The sequence below is a fragment of the Blastococcus sp. SYSU DS0510 genome (assembly GCF_054050835.1).
Genome location: NZ_JBJHAC010000019.1, coordinates 45,172 through 64,434, shown reverse-complemented (window position 1 = coordinate 64,434; position 19,263 = coordinate 45,172). Strand labels below are relative to the sequence as shown.

Here is a 19,263-nt window from a genome sequence, read left to right as displayed (position 1 = left end):
GCCATCGTGACCGGGGAGGCGGGTGGCGGGGAGGAGAGGTGGCGCGCCCCGCTGCCACCGCACGACCCGGCAGCGTGTGCCGCGCGGGACGGTAGCCGCTCAGTAGCTGAACGTCGTGGCGCCGTCGTCCCCGATCCACGCCCACATCGGCACCGTCCCCTGGACCTCGGCGCCGCCGATCAGCGCCGCCTGGTCGAGCCGCTTGGCGTTCAGGCAGACCGGGCAGACGTAGTAGCGGCCGCCGGCGGCCTCGTAGCGCTTCATGAGGTCGGTCAGCGGCGGGCAACCGTCGCAGGCGACGGCGACGGCGACACCCTCGACGGCGAGCCGGACGGCTTCCTTGGTGAGGAACATCAGGGTCGGCCGCCCGGACTCCGCGGCCCCCACCGCGACGAGGAACGCGACCGTCACCTTCTCGCTGTCCTCCAGCCCGGTGCTCAGGCTGATCACGGCTTTCCCGCTCATGGCCTTCTCCTGTCCGCTCGGGGGCGTCTCGGGGAGCTCGCGCCGCCTGTTCGGCGGCATCCCGAACGCTAGGGAGGAGACCGGACCGGTACATCCGGTGTTCTCCCTACGACCGCCCGGCCACGACGTCCTGCCGCAGGGGGCCCGTCCCTCCCGGCTGACCACACCCCGCCGATCGCCGGGGGCTCACTGCGGCGGTCGCCGCCCGATCTTCGACCCCAGCCAGGTGAGCGGGTCGAACCGCCGGTCCACCACCCGCTCCTTCAGCGGGATGATGCCGTTGTCGGTCAGGTGGATGCCCTCCGGGCAGACCTCGCTGCAGCACTTGGTGATGTTGCAGTAGCCGAGGCCGAACTCGTCCTGGGCGGCGTCGCGGCGGTCCCGCTCGTCCAGCGGGTGCATGTCCAGCTCGGCGAGCCGGATGAGGAAGCGGGGCCCGGCGAAGCTCCGCTTGTTCTCCTCGTGGTCGCGGATGACGTGGCAGGTGTCCTGGCAGAGGAAGCACTCGATGCACTTGCGGAACTCCTGCGAGCGTTCGACGTCGACCTGCTGCATCCGGTGGCTGCCGTCCGCCTCGCGCGGCCGAGGCGCGAACGCCGGGATCTGGGCGGCCTTCTCGTAGTTGAAGGACACGTCGGTGACCAGGTCACGGATGACGGGGAACGTCCGCATCGGGGTGACGGTCACCGTCTCGCCCTCGTCGAACGTGCTCATCCGCGTCATGCACATCAGCCGCGGGCGGCCGTTGATCTCGGCGCTGCACGACCCGCACTTGCCGGCCTTGCAGTTCCAGCGGACGGCGAGGTCACCGGCCTGGGTGGCCTGCAGGCGGTGGATGACGTCGAGGACCACCTCGCCCTCGTTCACCGCCACCGTGAACGTCTGGAGGTCACCGCCGGCGGCGTCCCCCCGCCACACCCGGAAGGTCGCGTCGTAGCTCATGCCGGGATCTCCTCGAAGATCTCGGCGAGCTCGGAGGGCATCTGCGGGAGCGGCTGCCGGGTGAGCGCCACCGAGCCGTCGGGTGCCCGCGAGCAGACGAGGTTGGTCGTCGCCCACTCGGCGTCGGCGGCCGGGAAGTCGTCCCGGGTGTGCCCTCCCCGGCTCTCCTGCCGCTCCAGCGCGGCCCGCGCGATGCACTCGCTGACGACGAGCATGTGCGGCAGGTCGAGCGCGAGGTGCCAGCCCGGGTTGTACTGCCGGTGCCCCTCGACCGACAGGTTCGCCACCCGGTCCTTGAGCGCCGCGATGCGCTCCAGCGCCTGCTCCATCTCGGGCGCCGTACGGATGATCCCGACCAGGTCGTGCATCGTCTGCTGCAGGTCGTGCTGCACCGTGTACGGGTTCTCGCCGCCCTCCCGCTCGAACGGGGCGAGCGCCGCCCGCCCGGCGTCGGTCAGCACCTCGTCCGGCAGCTCCCTCCGGTCCGTGCGGCGGTGGGCGTGCTCCGCGGCGGCCGCCCCGGCGCGCCGGCCGAACACGAGCAGGTCCGAGAGCGAGTTGCCGCCCAGCCGGTTCGACCCGTGCATGCCCCCGGCGACCTCACCGGCCGCGAAGAGCCCGGGGACGCGCGCGGCCTCCGTGTCCGGGTCGACCTCGACACCGCCCATGACGTAGTGGCAGGTCGGCCCCACCTCCATCGCCTCGGCGGTGATGTCGACCTCGGCGAGCTCCTTGAACTGGTGGTACATCGAGGGCAGCCGCTTGCGGATGTACTCGGCCGACCGCCGCGAGGCGATGTCGAGGTAGACGCCGCCGTGCGGCGTGCCGCGCCCGGCCTTGACCTCGCTGTTGATGGCACGGGCCACCTCGTCGCGGGGGAGGAGTTCGGGCGGGCGCCGGTTGTTCTTCTTGTCCTCGTACCAGCGGTCGGCCTCCTCCTCGGTCTCCGCCGTCTCCTTGCGGAAGAAGTCCGGGATGTAGTCGAACATGAAGCGGTTGCCGGCGGAGTTCTTCAGGACGCCGCCGTCCCCCCGCACGCTCTCGGTCACGAGGATGCCGCGTACCGACGGCGGCCAGACCATGCCGGTCGGGTGGAACTGGACGAACTCCATGTTCACGAGCGTCGCGCCGGCCTGCAGCGCCAGCGAGTGACCGTCGCCGGTGTACTCCCACGAGTTCGACGTCACCTTGTAGCTCTTGCCGATCCCGCCGGTGGCGAGCACCACCGACGGCGCCTGCCAGGCGACGAACCGCCCGGACTCCCGCCAGTACCCGAACGCCCCGGTGATGGCCCCGTGACCACCCGCCCCACCGCCCCGGCCCTCCGTGAGCAGCCGGGTGACCGTGCACTCCATGTAGACGTCGATGCCGAGCGCCACGGTGCGCTGCTGCAGGGTGCGGATGAGCTCGAGCCCGGTGCGGTCGCCGACGTGGGCCAGGCGGGCGTAGCGGTGACCGCCGAAATCCCGCTGGCTGATGAGCCCGTCCGGCGTGCGGTCGAACAGCGCGCCCCAGTCCTCGAGCTCGCGGACCCGGTCGGGCGCCTCCTGCGCGTGCAGCTGCGCCATCCGCCAGTGGTTGAGCATCTTCCCGCCGCGCATGGTGTCGCGGAAGTGCACCCGCCAGTTGTCCTCCGGGTAGAGGTTCGCCATGGCCGCGGCGATCCCGCCCTCGGCCATGACCGTGTGCGCCTTCCCCAGCAGGGACTTGCAGACGACGGCGGTCCGCGCGCCGGACTCGTGGGCCTCGATGGCGGCCCGCAGACCCGCACCCCCCGCCCCGACGACGACGACGTCGTACTCGTGCTGCTCGAGCTCCATCAGAAGAACCTCAGGTCCGTGATCGTGCCGGTGGCCAGGAGGAAGACGTAGAAGTCGGCGAAGGCGACGGTGAACAGAGAGATCCAGGCGTACTGCATGTGGCGGGCGTTGAGCTTCGACACCAGGCCCCACGCCTTGTACCGCAGCGGGTGCTTCGAGAAGGAGTTCAGCTTCCCGCCGACGATGTGCCGGCAGGAGTGGCACGAGAGCGAGTACAGGAACAGCATCACCGCGTTGACCAGCAGGATCAGCGTGCCCAGGCCCATGTGGCCCCACTCGCCGGTCTCGTCCTGGAACCCGCGGAAGGCCTCGTAGAACAGGATGAGGTTGAACAGCAGCGCCGCGTAGAGGAAGTACCGGTGCACGTTCTGCCCGATCAGCGGGAACCGCGTCTCACCGGTGTACCTGCGGTGCGGCTCGGCGACCGCGCACGCCGGCGGGGACAGCCAGAACGACCGGTAGTAGGCCTTCCGGTAGTAGTAGCAGGTCAGCCGGATGCCCAACGGCAGGACGAGGATGTAGAGGGCCGGGGAGATCCAGGCCGGCCCGGTGAAGAGCTCCGGGAAGCTGTCGCCCTCGCAGCGGGTGGTGACGCACGGCGAGTAGAACGGCGAGATGTAGGGCGAGGCGTAGTAGTACGCGTTCTGGAAGGCCCGGAACGTCGAGTACGCGATGAACAGCACCAGGACCACGACGGTGATCAGCGGCTGCAGCCACCACCGGTCGGTGCGCAAGGTCCGCTCGGCGATCGCGGCACGACGCGGTGCCGGCATCCCGTTCCCGTGCCCCGGGGACACGGCCCCGGACCTGCGGGGCGCTGTGGCGGTCACCGGCGGATGCGGCCCGACCCGCCGAGGCCGTCGTCGTCCCCGTCCCCGTAGACGGCCGCGACGGGGTCGTACGTGGTGCGGGTTCGCGCACCGCACAGCAGGTTGAGGTCGTCGCGCAGCCGCGCGACGTCGAGCCGCAGCCGGCGCGCGTCCACGGTGTCCCCGAAGTGCCTCGTGACCCTGAGACAGGCCGTTTCCAGGCCTTCCACGGCTTGACGAGCCGCGGCTACGTCCTGATCCAAAGACATCGCTGCCCCCAGAGTGGCTGCTGGCGCCGCCGGAAGGGGCGCCGGACCGCAGTCGACCACGGACGTGAAAGGGAGGAAAGGGCCTCGGCTGCGGTACGTGTGATCACGACCCCTCCTGCGGTCCTGGCGCCACCCGGAGGCGAGGTGAGTCGTCGGCCTCGCCGAGGACGACACCTGGGCAGCGGCCAGCCGGCTGCTCACGCCGTCTGCAGGTTCTCCTCCTGCGCGGCGCACGAGATCCCGAGGGCGAGCCAGGCCACCCCCAGGGGAACCGACAGGAGCACCCGGTCGTCCTGCGCGTTGAACGGGAGAGACACGACGGCCGAGATGATCAAGGCCCAGCCCGACCAGCGCAACGCGCCGCCGGCCCGTAGTCCGCCCACCCCCGTCAGCAGGGCGCCGGCGACCGGGACGAGCCGGCCGAGCGAGTCGGTGTCGTGCAGCCACCACAGCGGTGAGTCCCCTGGCAGAGCGGCATGGACGGCGATGCCCGCCGCGAGCAGCACGGCGCCGGCCCACAGCAGGGCAGCGCCGGCACGAAGTGCTCCCCGTCCCGGGGCCTCGGGGCCGCCCGCGAGGTGGCTCACCGCCACCGCGAGCGCCACGACGGACAGGAGGAAGAGCCAGGCGAGGTCCTCGCTCGGCCGGTTCGAGCTCCCCGGGATACGGCAGTCCGCTCCCACGCAACCCTCCGGACGAGCACTCAACCACAGGGCGTGGAGGGTCCAGATCGCACCGCCGGACAGGGCCAGAGCCGGTCCGGCCGACCACCTCCACGGCACAGGTCGCTCCCCTCTGACGGCGCACGGCCGCAACGGAGCATGCCGCACCGACCCCCGGATCACGAGCACGATGCGCAGACGGGATACCAGCCATCTCTGGCGGCACCCGCGCCGGGGACACTCGTCCGGTTCCCCAACGCGGTGTCGACGCGGAGCGGCGGGGGGCCGACCGGACTCTTGGCCGCGCGGGTCAGCTCGCCGGACTCGACGAGCATCCCCCAGTCGTCGGCGACGAGGCCGGCGATGCGGGCAGCATCGTCTCCCGTCGTCCAGGCCGGCATCGTCGGCCCTTCCCGGCTTCGGGAACTGCCGCCCGGGGCCGGCCGCTGCAACCGCATCAACGGGCCAGGAAGTGGACGCCGAGCCAGAGCCAGGTGAGCAGGACGACGGCACGGCCGGGCGTCGTCCGCATCGCGGCGCGGACGGCCTCGCTCGCTCGGGCCGGACCGAGTCCGAGGCGGGCGGAGACCTCGAGGGCCAGAGCGACGAGGAGCAGCCCCAGGAAGCCGGCCGAGCTCGTGAGATCGCCGTGCGTCATCGCTGGGGCCCGCGCCGCTCACGACCGATCAGCCAGGCCCCGGCGGCCAGCCAGCACACGGTGGCGGCGCCGCGCAGCAGCGGCTCGGCGAGGAGGGGGTCCGCGAGATCGCTCGCCGTCGGCAGCCCGTCGTCGGCGAGCGTCACCAGCTCCCAGGACAGGGCGGCGAGCACGAGGGCGAGCCACGGCAGCCCTCGCCGCCCCACCGGCGGAGCGGCCGCGCCGGACTGCCGGAGCAGCCCCACGACGACCACGGCGGTGCCTGCGGTGCCGATCGCGAGGAGCGCACCCACCGACAGCTCGCCCCAGGCCATGACCGCGGCGGCGCAGGACAGCGCTATGGCCCCGGAGGTGAGCCGGCGCGCGGACGGGGAAGACCTCACGCGTGCATGCTCGCGCAGCAGGCCGCCGGGGCGGGCTCCTGTTCGCCGCCTCCGTCGCCGTGCTCCTCGGCGCCTGGAACAACGTCGTCATCACCCGGATGCCGGGCTACCCGCAGTCCTACGTCGCGGTGAACCTGGCGGCGACGGGCCTGCTCCTCGCGGGAGCGCGGTTCGCCGGCCTCACCTGGCAGGAACTGGGGTTCGACCCGCGTCGTGCCCGGGCCGGGCTGCGGTGGGGCGGGGCGTGCGTCGCCGTGGTCACCGCCGGGTACGCGGTCGGACTCGCGGTACCGGCGATCCGCCCCCTGCTGGCGGACGCACGGCTCGCGGACGCCGGCTCCGCCGAGGTCGCCTACCAGGCGCTGGTCCGGATCCCGCTCGGCACCGTCGTGTGGGAGGAGACGGCCTTCCGCGGCGTCCTGCTGGCGGCGCTGATGCGGCTGCTCCCGCCGCGCGCGGCCGTCGCGGTGTCGGCGGTGCTCTTCGGCATCTGGCACATCCGCCCGACCCTGAGCGCGGCGGCGGCCAACACGGTGGCCGGCGGGTCGGCGGGGCTGCTCACCGCCGTCTTCCTGGGCTGCGCCTTCACGGCGGCGGCCGGGATCCTCTTCGCCTGGCTGCGGCTCCGCAGCGGCAGCCTGTTGGCTCCCGTCCTGCTCCACCTGGCCACGAACAGCCTGGGCGCGCTGGCCGCAGCCGCGGCCCACCGTCTCGGGTGAGGACGCCGCGCCGGCTACTGCGGTCCGTGCCCGGACTACTGCGTGAGCTCGAGCAGCAGCGTGCGCAGCAGGTTCCAGCTCTCGCGGTCGGGCCCGTGGCCGCTCACGGCCCAGACCAGCTCGCCACGGGGCACGCGCTGCACCAGCTCGTACGCGCTCACCGGCGGGCAGATCATGTCGTACCTGCCCTGCACGACGTAGACCGGCATCGTCAGCCGGTGGGCGTTGTCCAGGACGTGGTCCGGTGGCAGAAAGTGGTTGTTGGTGAAGTAGTGCGCCTGCAGGCGGGCCGGCGTCGCGTCGAAGTCGTCCGCGAGCGGCGTCGGCGCGAAGCGGTCGTCCAGGTGCATGACGGCGCTGTCCGCCGTCGTGTAGGCGTACGCCGACTCCCTGCTCTGCGCTGCGTCCGAGCCCAGGATCCGGGCGAAGTGGTAGCTCGTCGGGTCGTCGTGGTGCTCACCCGGCGTCCGGTCCAGGTACCACTGCCACACCTCCGGGAAGAAGGTCCTCCAGCGGCCCTGGTTCAGCCACTCCGACTCCTGCTGCCGGCCGGTCAGCAATCCGTACAGCACGAGCGCCCGGACGCGTTCGGGGTGCGCCACGGCGAACACCAGTCCCAGGCAGGAGCCCCAGGACCCGCCCATGAGGACGGCGTCGTCCACGTCGAGGTGGTCGAGAACCCGGACGATGTCCGCGACGAGGTGGTCGGTGGTGTTGTCCTGCAGCGACCCGTACGGCTCACTGCGTCCGACGCCGCGCTGGTCGCAGAACAGGACGCGCTGGCGCGAGGGGTCGAAGTACTGCTTGTAGTCGTCGCTGGCCCCGACGCCGGGACCGCCGTGGAGGAACAGCACGGGGGGCGCGTCCCCCGTGCCCCAGTCCTGCACGTACAGGCGGTGCCCGTCACCGACGTCGACGAGCGTCTCGGACACCGTGAAGCCGTCGACCGTCAGCATGGCACCTTCCGTGCGGGACGAGGACGACGCACGACCGAAGCGCAGCGCGTCGTGGACGTGCCTACCCGCGGTGGCGCAGAGCTACCCCGGATAGGGCTCCTGCCACCGCTCGGCGACGCGGACGGGGTCGGTGCAGCCCCCGACGAATCGACGGCGCGCCCGGGCAGGGGCACAGTGGTGGGCATGACGGATGCGGAGGAGACCCGCGGGGTGGAGCAGCGACTGGCGCAGGAGCTCGATCCCAGCCGGCATGCGAAGCCGTCCGAGGGAGTGCCGCAGGACCTGGTGGAGGACGAGGACGACTCCGCGCCGGCGTGACGCACGAACGGTCCACCGGTGCCGGCGCGGTCGAGGAGCGCCACGCCGCCGGTGGGCCTGGACGCCGAAGCGCTCGACACGGAGTTCGGCGGAGTACGAGCAGGTGCCGGCCGACCGCCGCGAGGCCCACGAGTACCTGCCGACTGACGATGGGCACGGGCAGCGGGCGTTCGAGGCCCAGCGCCTCCTGGCTCGGACGGGGCGACGTCGATCGTCCACTACGACGCCGACTCCGAGGCGTGCGTCAGCTGGTGTCCGAGGGCGACCCGCGACAGGCGCACACCCCTTCGGACCGTACGGCGCGGCCGCCGCGGAGGACGCGCCGAGATCCATTGCCGCACGAGGGGACAGGGGCGATCGTGGTGCATGGCGTCGCATCCGTCGTACGAGCAGTCGAAGCAGGTCGCCGAGGCCGGCCGTGAGACCGAGTGGACGAAGCCATCCTTCGGCAAGGAGCTCTTCCTCGGCAACTTCCGCCTCGACCTGATCCACCCGCAGCCCGAGCTCGACCCGGCCGCGGTGACGGTGGGGGAGACGTTCCTCGATCGCCTCCGTGCCTTCCTCACCGACCATGTCGATCCGCAGCAGATCGAGCGCGAGGCGAGGATCCCCCCGAGCGTCATAGCGGGCCTCAAGGAGTTGGGCGCCCTCGGCATGAAGATCCCCGTGGAGTACGGCGGTCTCGGGCTGAGCCAGGTCTACTACAACAGGGCCCTGGCCATGGCCGGCACCTGGCACTCGTCGATCTCGACGCTGCTCTCCGCGCACCAGTCGATCGGCCTGCCCGAGCCGCTGCGCCTGTTCGGCTCCGAGGAGCAGAAGCGCGAATGGCTACCCAGGCTGGCCAGGGACCACATCTCGGCGTTCCTGCTGACCGAGCCGGACGTCGGCTCAGATCCGGCGCGGATGAGCACCACTGCGGTACCGACGGATGACGGCACCGGCTACCGGATCAACGGCACGAAGCTCTGGGCGACCAACGGCGCCATCGCCGACGTGGTCGTGGTCATGGCCGTCGTCCCGGAGTCCGACGGCCACAGGGGCGGCATCACCGCGTTCCTCTGCCCGTGCGACCGCGAGGGCGTCACGGTCGAGCACCGCAACCAGTTCATGGGCCTCAAGGGCATCGAGAACTCGGTGACGCGCTTCGACGACGTCGTCGTCCCCCGCGAGGACGTCATCGGCGGCGAGGGCAAGGGGCTGCGTATCGCGCTCACCACGCTGAACACCGGCCGCCTGTCGCTGCCGGCGTTCTGCCTGTCGGCGACGAAGTACTCGCTGAAGATCGCGCGCGAGTGGTCGGCCGAACGGAGGCAATGGGGTCAGCCCATCGGCAAGCACGACCCGATCGCCCAGAAGCTCGCCTGGCTGGCGGGGACGGCATTCGGCCTCGAGGCGGTGCTCGACGTGTCCAGCCGCCTGGCCGATGACCACCGCAACGACATCCGGATCGAAGCCGCCCTGGCGAAGCTGTACGCCTCGGAGCTCGGCTGGACCGCCGTCGACGAGATGGTGCAGATCCGCGGAGGGCGGGCCTACGAGACCGCCGAGTCGCTCGCCCGGCGCGGCGAGAAGCCGGTACCGGCCGAGCAGATGTTGCGTGACATGCGCATCAACCGCATCTTCGAGGGATCCACCGAGATCATGCACCTGCTGATCGCCCGTGAGGCCGTCGACGAGCACCTGAGGGTGGCGGGGGACCTGGTGCTCGGCGACTCCCGTCCGGCCGACAAGGCGAAGGCCGCCGCGAGGGCAGGGGCCTTCTACGCGACGTGGTTGCCGACGCTGACCGTGGGAGCAGGTCAGCGGCCCGGCTCCTTCTCCGAGTTCGGGCGGCTGGCCAAGCACGTGCGCTACGTCGAGCGCCACTCCCGCAAGCTCGCGCGCTCGACCTTCTACGCGATGAGCCGCTACCAGGGGCGCCTCGAGCAGAAGGGTCACCTGCTCGGCCGGATCGTCGACATCGGTGCCGAGCTCCACGCGATCGCGTGCGCGTGCGTCTATGCGAGCACCATCGGGCGGGAGCGGCCCGACCGCCGGGATGAGGCCATGGAACTGGCCGACCTGTTCTGCGGCCAGGCCCGACGTCGGGCCGACCGGCTGTTCGCCGAGCTGTGGGCCAACGACGACCACGCTCAGTACAAGGCTGCGCAGAAGGTTCTCTCCGGCCGATATGCGTGGTTCGAGGAGGGGGTGCTCGACCCGGCGGGTGAGGGTCCGATGATGCCGACGCACGCCCCGCCGGCCGCCGCGCAGTTCCGGGCGTCTCCGGCCCCCGTGCAGGTCGAGGCCCCGCGGTAGGGAACGGTCGCGGCCGGTGGCACCGGGCGCGCCCTGGAGACGTGGCAGGACCCTGCTGTGGCCTCCGGTGTGCAGTCCGGGCCGACCGGGTTCGGTTCTCCTGCGGAAGGGCGCCCTGCAGCCCGCTGGGCTCACACGGCGGACAGCTGGGGGCAGCAGTCGCTGCTCGACGGAGCGTTCCGGTCAGGCGCCGGGCGACGTCAGCTCTGGTGGGAGCTGCGAGAGTCCCCTGTGCGCGTCATCGAGGTTCATGCAGGGGACCATCGATACCCGCGCCTTCACGCCCAGGTACAGGGGTTCGGCGATGGCCGGCATCTGCGAGGGATCGGCCATGTCGAACACCACGGTCATGGCCCGCTGGCCATCCTCGTCGTGGAAGTAGGCGGCTTCGGGATTGAGCTGCTTCACCATCTGTTCCAACATCTGAGCGACGGACCCGTTGCGGATGGCCTCGTTTCCCGCCTCGGTGTCGATGACCGCCCTGAGCATCATTCTCATGGGGCCCTCCCGGTGTGTCTGGGGCAGCCATAGCCTCCACCGCGCACTGACGGTGGAGTAGAGGCCATGGACTCCGTCCATTCCGTTCGCAGGCCGACGGCGCGCCGCGATCACCGCTGTCGTCCTTCGTGGCGCTCGAGCCGACGATCACGGTCGGAAGGGGGCTGGCCGAGTCGGCCCGGAACCGGCACCGCATGGATCAACCTGTTGCTCATGCGACGGGGGGTGGATAGTGCCCGGCGTGGTTGCGCGTGTCCTTGCTCTTGTCTCAGCCGTCCTGGCCGGGCTCCTGGCGGGCGGCATGACCCTGATCGACGTCGTGCTCCTCCCGTTCTGGCGCGGCGTGCCGCCGGAACAGTTCCGCACCTGGTTCGCGGCCCACTCCGGCCGGATCCGGAGGCTGATGCTTCCTCTCGCCGCGGGCGCAGCCGCCGTCAACGCGGCGTCGGCCGTCGTCCAGACGGCGAAGGGCACTCGAGCCGGGGCGGCGTCCGTGGCCGCGGGAGCGGCAGCGGGCGTCGTCGCGATCACCATCACCGTCAACGAGCCGATGAATCACCGCTTCACGGCCGAGCACCTGGCCGACGCCGAGACCGCATCCTTGCTCGAGCGGTGGGCACGGTGGCACCACCTCCGGGTGGCGCTCGGTGTTGTTGCGACCGTCGGGGCTGCGTCGGCTCTGATGGACCGGAAGTCCTGAGCTGACGTCTCATCCGGTCGGAGGCCACTGCGGTCTTCCAGGAGGAAGGCCCCGGGCGCCCAGCCCCCGGGTGCCTCGCCCGGCCTCGCCCGGCTTGACCGCGGGGAGCAGGATCGGCGCCGGAGGTGCACCCCCATGAAGCTCTTGCTCCCCGACTCGGTCCCGCTGGACCCGGACCTGCCCGAGGGCGTCGTCGCCGTCGTCTACGACGCCTCGGCTCCCGTCCCCGACGAGCACCTGGACGCCGAGGCGATGGTGGTCTGGGGAAATTCCTCCGCCCATCTCGCCGCGGTCGCCGGCCGGATGCCGCAGCTGCGCTGGGTGCAGACGCTGGCCGCCGGGCCGGACGCCGTCCTCGCCGCCGGGTTCCCCGACGACGTCACCATCACGGCCGGGTCGGGCCTGCACGACCGGACCGTCACCGAGCACGCCCTGGCGCTCACCCTCGCGCTCGTGCGCCGGCTGCCGGCGGCCGGGCGGGCGCAGGCCGACCACCGCTGGGCCGACGAGCTCGGCGGACTGCAGCCGCTGCGCCCCGAGAGCGGCCCGGTCACCACCCTGATCGGTGCCCGTGTCCTCGTCTGGGGGTTCGGCGCCATCGGCCAGACCCTCGCACCGGTGCTGTCCGCACTGGGGGCCGCCGTCCGGGGCGCGGCGCGCAGCGCGGGGGAGCGCTCCGGGTTCGTCGTCGTCGCCGAGGAGAGCCTGGAGCAGGAACTCGGACGAACCGACGTCCTGATCATGATCCTGCCGTCGACGCCCGCGACCGACCGTGCCCTGGACGCCCGCCGGCTGGCCGCGCTGCCGGCGCACGCCTACGTGGTCAACGTCGGCCGCGGCTCGACCGTGGACGAGTCGGCGCTCGTCGCCGCCCTCACGGAGGGCCGCCTGGCCGGCGCCGCGCTCGACGTGACCGAGACCGAGCCGTTGCCGGCCGACTCCCCGCTCTGGGAAACCCCGAACCTCGTGCTGACCCCGCATGCGGCCGGCGGCCGGCCGGTGGGGGCCGACGACCTGGTCGCCGCCAACGTGGCGGCGCTGCTGGCGGGCCGGGACCTGCGCAACGTCGTGGACCGCTGACCGACGCGTAGGCGCCCGCTGCCCGCTGCCCGCTGCCCGCGGCGTGGCCACCGACCCCGGCCCCCGGGCGCCAGGACCCGATCCCGGCGGGCGACGGGCGGGGCGGGGCGGGGCCTGCGACCCTGGATGGCGCAGGAACCCGGCCGGCAGCGGTTCCCGATGCGCACGGAGGTGGGGACATGGTGGACAGGGCGCCACTCGAGCCGGTGTCGATCGCCCGGCAGGTGCCCAGGTGGTCCGAGCTCCGTGAGGTCGTCCAGTTCCGGAGGCCGCGGCTCGGCCGCACGCCCCGGCGGCTGGAGCACGCGCTGTCCATCCGCGACCTCCGGGCCGCGGCCACGCGCACGACCCCGCGCGCGGTCTTCGACTACGTGGACGGCGCGGCCGAGGAAGAGATCACCGCAGCCCGCAACGTCGCCGCCTACCGGCGGGTGACCTTCCAGCCGGACGCGCTGCGGTCGGTCGCCGAGCCGGATCCGGGCGTCGAGCTCTTCGGGTCGCGCATCGCGATGCCGCTCGTCTTCGCGCCCACCGGCTACACCCGGATGATGCACCACCACGGGGAGGCCGCCGTGGCCGCTGTGGCCCAGCACGTCGGCGTCCCGTACGCCCTCTCCACGGTCGGCTCGACCTCGATCGAGGACGTGCGGGCGGCGGCGCCGGACGGCGACCTGTGGTTCCAGCTCTACTACACCGCCCTTCCGGAGGTCAACGAGGACCTCCTGTCCCGAGCGGAAGCGGCCGGGTACTCGACCATCGTGCTCACCGTCGACACCACGGTGTCCGGGATGCGACGCCGGGACGTGGTCAACGGGCTCACCATCCCGCCGACCCTGACGGCCAGGACGGTGCTCAACATGTCCCGCTTCCCGATGTGGTGGTTCAACAAGCTGACCACCGGCGGGTTGCGGTTCGCCTCCCTCAGCGGCGTCCCGGGCAACCCGACCCCGGGTCAGGTCGCCAACATGCTGTTCGACCCTGGCCTCGACCTCACGTCGCTGGACTGGCTGCGGCGGCGTTGGCGGGGCAGCCTGCTGGTCAAGGGCGTGATCACCCCCGCGTCGGCCGCCGAGATCATGGAGCACGGGGCCGACGGCGTGATCGTGTCCAACCACGGCGGACGCCAGCTGGACCGCACGGCCGCGACCCTCGATGTGCTGCCCGCGATCCGCGAGACCGTCGGCCGGCAGGCCACGGTCCTCATCGACGGCGGGATCCTGCACGGCCAGGACATCGTGGCCGCCCGGGCCCTCGGCGCGGACGCCGCCATGATCGGCCGCGCCTATCTGTACGGCCTCATGGCCGGTGGCCGGGACGGCGTCCTCCGTGCCTACGAGATCCTCGCCGAGGAGTACCAGCGCTCGATGCAGCTGCTCGGCGTCCGGCGCAGCGAGGACCTGGGCGTGCGGCACGTCGCCTTCTCGCCGCACGGCACCGGGGACTATCCCAACGTCTCGGTCTGACCGGCGCCGGGCGCACGGGGGTTGCCGTCGGGGCGCGGACGTGCGGCAATGGACCCCCTTTCAACTGTGGTGCAGGACACAGGAGGACACGATGGCATCGACCCGTCAGCCGGGGGGACGGATGTCCTCCGTCGTGGACCTCTTCCCGACCAAGCACCTGGCAGCGCCGGCTGTGCGGGACATGCCCGAGCCGCCGGCGAGCTTCCGCCACGTCATCGGGCCGGGCATCATCGCGGCCGGGGTCGGACTGGCCAGCGGAGAGTTCATCCTCTATCCCTACATCGCCTCCCAGGTCGGCCTCGTGTTCGTCTGGGCCGCCTTCGTGGGCCTGACCATCCAGTTCTTCCTGAACATGGAGATCGAGCGGTACACCCTCGCCACCGGGGAGACCGCACTCACCGGCTTCAGCCGCTACTGGCGCCACTGGGGGCTGGTATTCGCGATGCTGGCCTTGTTCGCCAACCTCTGGCCGGGGTGGGTGACCAGCTCGGCGACCCTGGTCACCTACCTGGTGGGCGGTGACGTGGTGCCCATCGCCATCGGCATGCTCCTCCTCATCGGCGTCACCCTGACGCTGGCGCCGGTGGTGTACCAGGCGCTCGAGAAGATCGAGTGGTTCAAGGTCATCGCGGTCATCCTCCTGCTCGCCGTCGCGGCGGTTTTCGCCATCGGCCCGGACGCCTGGGCCGACACGCCGCAGATCGTCACCGAGGCCGGCCTGCCCATCGAGGCGCTCGGCTTCGCGCTGCTGATGGGTGCGCTGGCCTTCGCCGGTGCCGGCGGCGGGCAGAACCTGTGCCAGAGCAACTGGATCCGCGACAAGGGGTTCGGCATGGGCTCCTACGTGCCGAAGATCGTCAGCCCGCTGACCGGGCACCCCGAGGCCAAGCCGTCGACCGGGTTCATCTTCGAGCCGACCCAGGAGAACATGGGCAGGTGGAACCGCTGGTGGAGGTTCGCCAACCTCGAGCAGCTGTCCACGTTCGTCCTCATCACCTTCGTGACGATCACCTTCACCTCGCTGCTGGCCTATGCCACCGTGTTCGGCCAGGAGGGCCTGGCCAGTGACATCACGTTCATCCAGGCCGAGGGCGAAGCCCTCAACGAGGCGGTCGGGGGCTGGTTCGGAACCTTCTTCTGGGTGATCGGCGCGATCTCGCTGTTCGCCGCCGCGCTGGGGATCGTCGACTACACCGCCCGGCTGGCTGCGGACGTGATCGCCACGATCTACGTCAAGGATGCCAACGAGAGCAAGATCTACTTCGCGCTGGTGTGGGGCCTGATCATCACCGGCTCCGTCGTGCTGCTGTCGGGGATCACCCAGCCGATCGTGCTGCTGGTGATCTCCGCGGTCACCGGCGGCCTGATGATGTTCGTCTACTCCGCGCTCCTGATCATGCTCAACAAGCGGACGCTGCCGAAGGAGATCCGGCCCGGAGCCGGACGCATCGCCGCCCTCGTCGTGGCGTTCCTGGTCTTCGGGGCGCTGACGGCCCTCACCTTCAACCAGCAGCTGCAGAACCTGTTCGGCGGGTGAGTCCGGGGGGGACGGGGGGTGACGAGCCGCGCCGGCGGGTGGTGACCGCGGGGGAGACGATGGTCCTGGTCGTCCCCACGGGCCCCGGCCGGCTGCGGCACGCCGACGCGGTGACGCTGTCCATCGGCGGAGCCGAGAGCAACGTCGCCATCGGGTTGTCCCGTCTCGGGATCCCGGCGAGCTGGGTCAGCGCACTCGGCGAGGACGAGCCCGGAGAGCTGGTCCTGCACCGGGTCCGTGCGGAGGGCGTGGACACCAGCGCCGTCCGGCGGGTCCCCGACCGGCCGACCGGGCTCTACCTGCGGGAGGAGGTCGCCGGCGCGCTCCGGGTCTACTACTACCGCCGCGGGTCGGCGGGCTCGACGCTGGCGCCGGGCGCGTTCGACCCAGCGATCCTCGACGGGGCCGCCTTCCTCCACCTCACGGGGATCACCGGGGCGCTTTCGCCGGAGTCCGCCGAGTTCCTCGCCTGGGCGGCGCGGACGGCCCGGCAGGCAGGGGTCCGGGTCAGCTACGACGTGAACTACCGCAGCCGGCTGTGGGACCCGCCGGCTGCCCGGGCGGCTACCGAGGCCCTGCTCCCGGAGGTCGACGTCCTCTTCGTCGGCGACGAGGAGGCCCGGGCCCTGTGGGGCTGGGACGAGGACACCTGTCTCGACCGCCTCGCCGACGCCGGTCCCGACACGGTGGTCCTCAAGCTCGGCGCCCGCGGCTGCGTGGCCGTTGTGGACGGTGAGCGGCTGAGCTCCCCGGGCTTCCCGGCGCGCCAGCTGGACCCGATCGGGGCGGGGGACGCGTTCGCCGCCGGCTACCTCGCCGCCAGCCTCTGGGGCCTGGAGCCGGCGGGGCGCCTGCGGACCGCCAACGCCATGGGCGCCTTCTGCGTGCAGAACCTCGGCGACTACGAGGGCCTGCCCAGCCGGGCGGAGCTGACCGCGTTCCTGGACCAGACCGTCGACCTCGGGAGATGACGATGGACACCGCCGACCCCGCCGCCGTCCTCGAGGGCGTCTACGTCGCCAACGTGACCCCCTTCCGCGACGACGAGCGGCTGGACATCGACGTCGACGCCTATCTCGGGCACGTGCGGTGGCTCGCCGGTCACGGGGTCACCGGGATCATCCCGTTCGGCACGAACGGCGAGGGGCCCTCGATCGCCGCGGCGGAGAAGCGGGCGCTGCTGGACGCGCTGATCCCCGAGGCGGGCGGGCTGCAGGTCGTCCCGACGGTCGCGGAGGGCAACCTGCCCGACACGCTGGACCTGCTGGAGTACCTCCAGGACGTGCCGGTGCGTGCGGTCATGGTGCTGCCGCCCTACTACTTCAAGCCGGTGCCGATCGACGGCCTGCGGCGGTTCTACGAACGCGTCCTGGCCGCCACCCGCCACCCGGTGGTCGTGTACCACATCCCCAAGTACGCGGTCCCGGTCCCGGCCGAGCTCGTGACCAGCCTGCCGGTGTGGGGGGTCAAGGACTCCAGCGGAGAGGCCGGCTACGCCGAGACCGTGCACGCGGCGGGGAAGGGCGTGCTCCTCGGCACGGAGGACGACCTGCCCGCCCGCCTGCTGACCGCCCACGGCTCGATCTCGGCGCTGGCGAACATCGTCCCCGAGCAGGTCGTCGCGCTGTACGGGCACGTCCGCAGCGGGCGGTCGGCGGAGGCGGCGCGGCTGTCGGACCACCTGCAGCGCGTGCGCGCGATGACGAAGGAGCACACCTCCGCCGGCGTCCTCAAACGCGTCGCCGAGGTGCGCCACGGCCACCCGATGGGAACCGTGCGCCCTCCTCTGGTCCCCGTCCCGCCGTCCTTCGACGCGGCCGCCGCGGCCGGACGGGCGACGGCAGGGGCCGTCGGCCGCTGAACAGCGGGCGGGTGAGATGACGGACCGACGGGGCGCGGCGCCGGACGGCGTCGTGGACGGAAGGGGAGAGGGCCGGATGGGACAGCTGGACGGACAGGTGGCCGTCGTCACCGGGGGCGGCTCCGGGATCGGCGAGGCGACCGCGATCGCCCTTGCCCGGAACGGTGCGCGGGTGGCTGTGGCAGGGCGGCGGCGAGAACCGCTGGACGAGGTCGTGCGCGCGGTGACATCGGCCGGGGGGACGGCCTTCGCGGCCCCGGTGGACGTGGCCGACCCGGAGGCGGTGCCGGCCGTCGTCGACGCCGTCGTCGAGCGCTGGGGCCGGGTGGACCTGCTGGTGAACAACGCCGGGCTGAACGTCCCGCAGCGGGAACTGGCCAGCGTGTCCGCCGCCGACTGGACCACCGTCGTGCAGGTCAACCTCACCGGCACGTTCCTCGTGACGCAGGCCGTGCTGCCGGTCATGCGCAGCCAGCAGTCCGGCACGGTGGTGAACGTGTCCTCGATCGCCGGCTACCGTCCCAGCGCCCTGAGCGGCCCGGCGTACTCCGCCGCGAAGGCGGCCGTGAACGCCTTCACCGAGACGGTGAACCTGGCCGAGCGGCGCCACGGGATCAGGGCCTGCGCGATCTGCCCGGGGGAGGTCGCCACCCCCATCCTGGACAAGCGTCCCTCGCCGCCCTCGCCCGAGGCCCGGGCCACCATGCTGCAGCCGGAGGACCTCGCGGCCACGATCCTGTTCGTCGCGGCACTGCCGCAACGGGCCAGCGTGGAGCTGCTCACCATCCAGCCGACCGCGGTGCGGGACTGGCGGGCGGAGGTCGGCGAAAGCTAGCCGCCCGGTGCGGGCTCGGGCCGGGCCGCCCCCTCGCGGACGTCCACCAGCGGGAGGGTGAAGGCTCCGGACTGGATGCCGGCGAGGTCGAGGCCGACGAAGCGGAACCCGGCCGCCCGCACGGCCTGGATCACCTGCTCCCGGCGCGGGGACCCGACCAGCGCCGGCAGCTCCTCCACCGGCACCTCGAGGCGGGCGACGTCCCCGTGGTGGCGGATCCGCAGATCCCCCAGGCCGATGCGTCGCAGGGCGGCCTCGGCCCGCTCCACCTGGGCGAGCTTCTCCGGTGAGACCTCGCTGTGGTGCGGGATCCGCGAGGCGAGGCATGGGGCCGCGGGCTTGTCCGCGCAGGGCAGGTGCAGCGCCCGGGCGATCCGGCGCACCGCGGCCTTGTCCAGACCGGCGTCGGCCAGGGGGCGCAGGACGGCGTGCTCGGTGGCTGCGCGCGCCCCGGGACGATCCGGTCGCCGGGCGTCGTCGGCGTTCTCCCCGTACGCGACCGCGGTGAGGCCGTGACGGGCGACGACGTCCTGCGAGATCCGCTCGAAGAGCTCGTCCTTGCAGTGGAAGCAGCGGTCCGGGCCGTTCCGGCGGTAGGCGGGCCGATCCCCCTCGAAGGTCTCGACCTCCACGACGGGTGCTCCGACGTGGGCCGCGACCCGATGAGCCGCAACGCGCTCGTCGGCGGCCAGGCTGGGTGAGACTCCGAGAACGGCCAGCACGCGATCAGGACCGAGAACCGCCACGGCAAGGGCGAGCACGACCGAGGAGTCCACACCCCCGGAGAACGCGACGCCGAGCCGGGCGATGCCGGCCAGCCCCTCTTGGAGGCTGTCGACCGCCCGGCGGTCCTCGGCGTCCAGCGATGCCAGAGACAACCCACCACCCCGTCCCTCGTCATGCCCCGGCGGCACAGCGGTCCCGTCGTCGATCGCCAGGGTAGTGGCCGGTCCCGGTCACCGGAGCGCGATGAGTTGCCGCCGGCAC

At 72.3% G+C, this 19,263-nt stretch carries 21 protein-coding genes; 10 read left to right on the top strand and 11 right to left on the bottom strand.

Annotation, left to right across the window (positions count from 1 at the left end; genetic code table 11):
• Positions 1-99 precede the first annotated feature (99 nt).
• The 8 genes from ACI79P_RS15720 to ACI79P_RS15685 all read right to left on the bottom strand — a co-directional run bounded on the left by ACI79P_RS15720 (position 100) and on the right by ACI79P_RS15685 (position 6,008).
• Complete coding sequence (locus tag ACI79P_RS15720) at positions 100-465, bottom strand: DsrE family protein (RefSeq protein WP_456581984.1); 366 nt, start codon at positions 463-465, stop codon at positions 100-102.
• 186 nt (positions 466-651) lie between these two features.
• Complete coding sequence (locus ACI79P_RS15715; RefSeq protein WP_456581983.1) at positions 652-1,407, bottom strand: succinate dehydrogenase/fumarate reductase iron-sulfur subunit; 756 nt, start codon at positions 1,405-1,407, stop codon at positions 652-654.
• On the bottom strand, positions 1,404-3,227 hold the full coding sequence (locus tag ACI79P_RS15710; protein WP_456581982.1) for a fumarate reductase/succinate dehydrogenase flavoprotein subunit: 1,824 nt from the start codon (positions 3,225-3,227) through the stop codon (positions 1,404-1,406). The genes ACI79P_RS15715 and ACI79P_RS15710 overlap by 4 nt, the downstream gene beginning before the upstream one ends.
• Entirely contained in the window at positions 3,227-4,000 is a 774-nt protein-coding gene (locus ACI79P_RS15705) for a hypothetical protein (protein WP_456581981.1), read from the bottom strand. Before ACI79P_RS15705 ends, ACI79P_RS15710 begins: the two co-directional genes overlap by 1 nt.
• A gap of 53 nt (positions 4,001-4,053) precedes the next feature.
• The gene (locus tag ACI79P_RS15700; RefSeq protein ID WP_456581980.1) at positions 4,054-4,212 is read right to left on the bottom strand and encodes a hypothetical protein; all 159 of its coding nucleotides are present in this window, start codon (positions 4,210-4,212) and stop codon (positions 4,054-4,056) included.
• Positions 4,213-4,502: 290 nt separating this feature from the next.
• The gene (locus ACI79P_RS15695; RefSeq protein ID WP_456581979.1) at positions 4,503-4,988 is read right to left on the bottom strand and encodes a hypothetical protein; all 486 of its coding nucleotides are present in this window, start codon (positions 4,986-4,988) and stop codon (positions 4,503-4,505) included.
• A gap of 436 nt (positions 4,989-5,424) precedes the next feature.
• A complete protein-coding gene (locus ACI79P_RS15690; RefSeq protein WP_456581978.1) occupies positions 5,425-5,625 on the bottom strand; it encodes a DUF6186 family protein in 201 nt (66 codons plus the stop codon).
• Positions 5,622-6,008: a hypothetical protein gene (locus ACI79P_RS15685; RefSeq protein ID WP_456581977.1), complete on the bottom strand. Its 387-nt coding sequence runs from the start codon at positions 6,006-6,008 to the stop codon at positions 5,622-5,624. The genes ACI79P_RS15690 and ACI79P_RS15685 overlap by 4 nt, the downstream gene beginning before the upstream one ends.
• A 2-nt stretch (positions 6,009-6,010) precedes the next feature.
• On the opposite strand from ACI79P_RS15685, the gene ACI79P_RS15680 reads away from it, so the two are divergent.
• Positions 6,011-6,727, top strand: a complete 717-nt coding sequence (locus ACI79P_RS15680) for a CPBP family intramembrane glutamic endopeptidase (protein WP_456581976.1) — start codon at positions 6,011-6,013, stop codon at positions 6,725-6,727.
• A gap of 35 nt (positions 6,728-6,762) precedes the next feature.
• On the opposite strand, the gene ACI79P_RS15675 is transcribed toward ACI79P_RS15680, so the two are convergent.
• Positions 6,763-7,683 carry an alpha/beta fold hydrolase gene (locus tag ACI79P_RS15675; protein ID WP_456581975.1) on the bottom strand — a complete coding sequence of 307 codons (921 nt, stop codon included), beginning with the start codon at positions 7,681-7,683 and terminating at the stop codon, positions 6,763-6,765.
• 183 nt (positions 7,684-7,866) lie between these two features.
• On the opposite strand from ACI79P_RS15675, the gene ACI79P_RS15670 reads away from it, so the two are divergent.
• The gene (locus tag ACI79P_RS15670) at positions 7,867-8,001 is read left to right on the top strand and encodes a hypothetical protein (RefSeq protein ID WP_456581974.1); all 135 of its coding nucleotides are present in this window, start codon (positions 7,867-7,869) and stop codon (positions 7,999-8,001) included.
• 366 nt (positions 8,002-8,367) lie between these two features.
• Positions 8,368-10,302: an acyl-CoA dehydrogenase family protein gene (locus ACI79P_RS15665; protein ID WP_456581973.1), complete on the top strand. Its 1,935-nt coding sequence runs from the start codon at positions 8,368-8,370 to the stop codon at positions 10,300-10,302.
• Between the two features lie 183 nt (positions 10,303-10,485).
• Here the strand turns inward: ACI79P_RS15665 and ACI79P_RS15660 are convergent, their stop codons facing one another.
• Positions 10,486-10,800, bottom strand: a complete 315-nt coding sequence (locus ACI79P_RS15660; protein ID WP_456581972.1) for a hypothetical protein — start codon at positions 10,798-10,800, stop codon at positions 10,486-10,488.
• Positions 10,801-11,041: 241 nt separating this feature from the next.
• Between ACI79P_RS15660 and ACI79P_RS15655 the strand changes: the two genes are divergently transcribed.
• The 7 genes from ACI79P_RS15655 to ACI79P_RS15625 all read left to right on the top strand — a co-directional run bounded on the left by ACI79P_RS15655 (position 11,042) and on the right by ACI79P_RS15625 (position 18,276).
• Positions 11,042-11,500, top strand: coding sequence for an anthrone oxygenase family protein (locus ACI79P_RS15655; RefSeq protein WP_456581971.1), 459 nt, complete (start codon positions 11,042-11,044; stop codon positions 11,498-11,500).
• 135 nt (positions 11,501-11,635) lie between these two features.
• Positions 11,636-12,580 (top strand): phosphoglycerate dehydrogenase, encoded by a 945-nt coding sequence (locus ACI79P_RS15650; RefSeq protein ID WP_456581970.1) that lies wholly within the window; start codon positions 11,636-11,638, stop codon positions 12,578-12,580.
• Between the two features lie 179 nt (positions 12,581-12,759).
• Positions 12,760-14,043 carry an alpha-hydroxy acid oxidase gene (locus ACI79P_RS15645; protein WP_456581969.1) on the top strand — a complete coding sequence of 428 codons (1,284 nt, stop codon included), beginning with the start codon at positions 12,760-12,762 and terminating at the stop codon, positions 14,041-14,043.
• A 91-nt stretch (positions 14,044-14,134) separates the two neighbouring features.
• On the top strand, positions 14,135-15,580 hold the full coding sequence (locus tag ACI79P_RS15640; RefSeq protein WP_456581968.1) for an Nramp family divalent metal transporter: 1,446 nt from the start codon (positions 14,135-14,137) through the stop codon (positions 15,578-15,580).
• Complete coding sequence (locus ACI79P_RS15635; protein ID WP_456581967.1) at positions 15,577-16,551, top strand: sugar kinase; 975 nt, start codon at positions 15,577-15,579, stop codon at positions 16,549-16,551. The genes ACI79P_RS15640 and ACI79P_RS15635 overlap by 4 nt, the downstream gene beginning before the upstream one ends.
• A gap of 2 nt (positions 16,552-16,553) precedes the next feature.
• Positions 16,554-17,441 (top strand): dihydrodipicolinate synthase family protein, encoded by an 888-nt coding sequence (locus ACI79P_RS15630; protein WP_456581966.1) that lies wholly within the window; start codon positions 16,554-16,556, stop codon positions 17,439-17,441.
• 76 nt (positions 17,442-17,517) lie between these two features.
• Positions 17,518-18,276, top strand: coding sequence for an SDR family oxidoreductase (locus ACI79P_RS15625; RefSeq protein ID WP_456581965.1), 759 nt, complete (start codon positions 17,518-17,520; stop codon positions 18,274-18,276).
• On the opposite strand, the gene larE is transcribed toward ACI79P_RS15625, so the two are convergent.
• Entirely contained in the window at positions 18,273-19,154 is an 882-nt protein-coding gene (gene larE, locus ACI79P_RS15620; protein ID WP_456581964.1) for an ATP-dependent sacrificial sulfur transferase LarE, read from the bottom strand. The genes ACI79P_RS15625 and larE overlap by 4 nt on opposite strands.
• Positions 19,155-19,263: the final 109 nt, after the last annotated feature.